General features: G+C 37.2%; 4 protein-coding genes. 1 reads left to right on the top strand and 3 read right to left on the bottom strand.

All coding sequences use genetic code 11. The annotated features are described in order from the left end of the window. Positions 1 to 425: RidA family protein (locus KKG99_06600; GenBank protein ID MBU1012655.1), on the top strand; the 425-nt coding region annotated here is incomplete at its 5' end. Here KKG99_06600 and KKG99_06595 read toward each other — a convergent pair. The 3 genes from KKG99_06595 to pta all read right to left on the bottom strand — a co-directional run. Continuing rightward, positions 422 to 1,351 (bottom strand): glyoxylate/hydroxypyruvate reductase A, encoded by a 930-nt coding sequence (locus KKG99_06595; protein MBU1012654.1) that lies wholly within the window; start codon positions 1,349 to 1,351, stop codon positions 422 to 424. The two genes, KKG99_06600 and KKG99_06595, sit on opposite strands and share 4 nt — an antisense overlap. 10 nt (positions 1,352 to 1,361) lie before the next feature. After that, positions 1,362 to 2,339 carry a D-cysteine desulfhydrase family protein gene (locus KKG99_06590; protein MBU1012653.1) on the bottom strand — a complete coding sequence of 326 codons (978 nt, stop codon included), beginning with the start codon at positions 2,337 to 2,339 and terminating at the stop codon, positions 1,362 to 1,364. A 146-nt stretch (positions 2,340 to 2,485) separates the two neighbouring features. Further along, positions 2,486 to 3,470 (bottom strand): phosphate acetyltransferase (gene pta / locus KKG99_06585; protein MBU1012652.1); only part of this gene is annotated, 985 nt, incomplete at its 5' end.

Here is a 3,470-nt window from a genome sequence, read left to right as displayed (position 1 = left end):
TGATTAGTTTTTTTATGCTGACCTCAGTCATTGCAGAGGAACAACCCGGTGAAGGTTCTGTACCACCATACAGTAAAGCCAGAATGGTGAATGAAACCTTATATATTGCCGGACAGATTGCCCGCGATGAAACCGGGGAGTTGGTGGTTGGTGATATTAAAGAATCGACGCGCCAGTGTATGAAAAATATTGGTACCATTTTAAAAGACTATAAAATGGATTATAAAGATTTGGTGATGGTTCAAATATTTTTAATGGATTTAAATGATTATGATTTTGTAAATGAAGCTTATCGCGATTTTTTTACCGACGAAATTTTCCCTGCCCGACTATGCCTACAGGTAGCAAAAATACCCGGTGGATCACCTATTGAAATATCAGCAATTGCTGAAACTAAAAGGAAGAATGGCCTATATTTACCTTAATATCCTAATTGGGTAGAAACCCGATTTAATAAAGGTTGATTTGCCTTTGCCCGCCTATAATTCTCAATTATTTGAGGAGCCACTGAAATAGGATTGGTCAGGCTTGCGATATGAGGAGTTATATTAATTTTTAGATGGGTCCAAAACGGATGATTTTTGGGCAAAGGTTCAACACGAAAAACATCTAAACTTGCACCTGAAAGTTTATTGTTATCAATCATTTCAATCAGATCTTCATCAACCAAATGATGACCCCTGGCCACATTAATGATAAAAGCCTGATCCTTAACTTTTAAAAAGGTATCTTTATTAAGTATATTTTTTGTTTTTTCAGTTAAGGGAAGAAGGCATACCAAAATATTCGTTTCCGACAGAAATTCATCGAACTCATCCGATCCTTTGTAAACTTTTACATTTTTTAATTCTTTTCGCGATTGGGCCCAACCAACAACATTAAAACCAATGGCAGCTAATTTGATGGCTAAATCCTGCCCTAAAACACCCATTCCCATGATGCCAACCTGAACATTAGGGGCAATTTGAAAATTGTTGACTTTCCAAATATTATGTTTTTGATTTTCGTGATATTGGGTAAAAGAGCGTAAATGATTAAATATCAAACCAATCACAAATTCACTCATGGCATGAGCAAGTTCAGGATCTACGATTCTGACAATTGGGATATTTAAAGGTAAATCAGGATCAATTAGCAAATGGTCAACTCCGGCACCCAACGATGAGATAGCTTTTAGGTTTGGATAACGTTTCAGAATTCCCCATGGATGTTTCCAGCAAATCACAAATTCAATATCCTCCAAATTTCCTTCTTCAGGATATACACGAAGATCAATTTCGGGATCGATATTTTTTAAAGCAGACGTCCAGGGACTTAAATCACGATCGTTGCAGATAATCAGAAGAGCCATGAGTTAGTGTTTATATTGATAACTGAGCTGTATAATTAAAAGTTGCGGGGAAGCCACCTGTATGCCAGAAAAGAACGGATGAACCTGACTTGATTTTTTGATTTATGATCTGATTGATCATACCATAAAATGCACGTCCTGTATAAACCGGATCAAGAAGAATTCCTTCTTTTTCTGCTAATAATTTGATGGCATTTATCTCGTTATTTGTCAACACGCCATAACCAGCTTTTTCATAATCAAGTAATAAATGAATTTCGTCAAGACTAAAGTTGTGTGCTATTTTTAATCTTTTTTTAGTCTCATTCATGATATTCAGAATGTTTTGATTAAGGCTCAATCCATTGATTTCATCTTTATCAATACAGATCCCTATAATTTCGCTATCAAGCTGATAAAGTTCTTTTCCTAACAACATCCCTGCATGGGTGCCTCCTGAACTGCTTGCAAAATAAATATAATCAATAGGTTGTTGTAGCTCTTTTAATTGGTCCTGAAGTTCTTTAATTGCACGAACATAGCCGATTGCGCCAATTGAATTAGAACCACCATAAGGAATGATATATGGACGCTGTCCATTTTTTTTACAAGATGCAGCAATCAATGGAATATCTTCACCTTTTCTGTTTTCTCCGGTAAAATGAAGATGTGCGCCCAAGAGCTTACTTAAAAGTAAATTTCCGGTAAATTCTTTTGGTTGATTGCCACCCAGAACCAGGTGACATTTTAATCCTGCTTTGGCTGCGGCAGCGGCGGTTTGCCTGCAATGATTTGACTGTTGGGCCCCGGCTGTAATTATTGTGTCGCACGATTGATTAAGTGCTGCCTGAATTAAATATTCAAGTTTGCGGGTTTTATTCCCTCCGGTTGCCAATCCGGTTTGGTCATCCCTTTTAATAAATATTTGATAGCCCGGAAATTGATCAGACAGATTATTCAGCCTTTCAAGAGGAGTAGGGAAAAAGCCAAGCTTAAAGAAATGATCCATGATGTGCTGCTGTATTACAATTGAAATTTCAATTTCAAAAGTAAGAACAATTTATGGAATTAAATGAGATGAATGTCCTATTTGCTGCTTAAGAAGATTTTACTATTCTGGATACTCCTTCCTAGATATTAAATAGGATGCAAATCTCATTTATTTTCCTGAGCCTGAATAGCAGTAATCAACACAGTATTTACAATATCTTTAACAGTGCAACCTCTGCTTAAATCGTTGATTGGTTTGTTTAATCCCTGTGAAACAGGGCCAACTGCAACTGCATTGGCTGAACGTTGAACTGCCTTGTAAGTATTGTTTCCGGTATTTAAGTCAGGGAAAATGAAAACCGTGGCTTTACCGGCAACTTCACTATTGGGCATCTTTTGGATGGCAACAGTTGGATCGATTGCTGCGTCGTATTGGATCGGCCCTTCAATTTTTAAATCAGGTCGGCGGCTTCGGGCTATTTCGGTAGCCTGCCTAACTTTTTCAACATCCGCACCTTTACCCGATTTACCCGTAGAATAAGACAGCATTGCAATTCGCGGTTCAATTCCGAACATTAATGCAGTATCGGCAGTACTGATGGCTATATCTGCCAATTGTTCAGAATCTGGATTGGTGTTTAAGGCACAATCTCCATAAAGTAAAACCTTGTCTTCAAAACACATTAAAAAACTTGATGATACAATTGAAAAACCAGGTTTGGTTTTGATAAACTCAAAAGCAGGGCGAATGGTGTGTTGTGTTGTATGTGCAGCACCTGATACCATTCCGTCGGCGTGACCTTTATAAACCATCATGGTTCCCAAATAGCTCACATCCTGCATCAAATCAATCGCTATTGCTTTAGTAACCCCTTTTTCTTTCCTTAATTTATAATAAGTAGCTGAATAGTCGTTAATCAAATCATTATCAAAAGGATCAATGATATTTACTCCTTTAAGTTTTAACTGTAATAATTCTGCTTTTTTATAGATTTCTACTTCGTTTCCAAGTAAGGTGATATCGACCGCTTTTCGCTTTAACAGTATTTCACTAGCTCTTAAAATCCGTTCATCATCACCTTCGGGCAATACAATGTGTTTATGATGCGCTCTTGCCCGTTCAAATAATAAATACTCGAACATTACAGGG

Source organism: Bacteroidota bacterium, from assembly GCA_018816945.1.
In the GTDB taxonomy this organism is placed as follows: Bacteria; Bacteroidota; Bacteroidia; order Bacteroidales.
Note: the sequence above shows the minus strand (reverse complement) of the source record. Positions and strands in the feature narration are given on the sequence as shown.

Excerpts from the sequence above, each read along its gene's own strand:
- KKG99_06590 (MBU1012653.1), bottom strand. The coding sequence starts at position 2,339 with ATGGATCATTTCTTTAAGCTTGGCTTTTTCCCTACTCCTCTTGAAAGG.
- KKG99_06595 (MBU1012654.1), bottom strand. The coding sequence starts at position 1,351 with ATGGCTCTTCTGATTATCTGCAACGATCGTGATTTAAGTCCCTGGACG.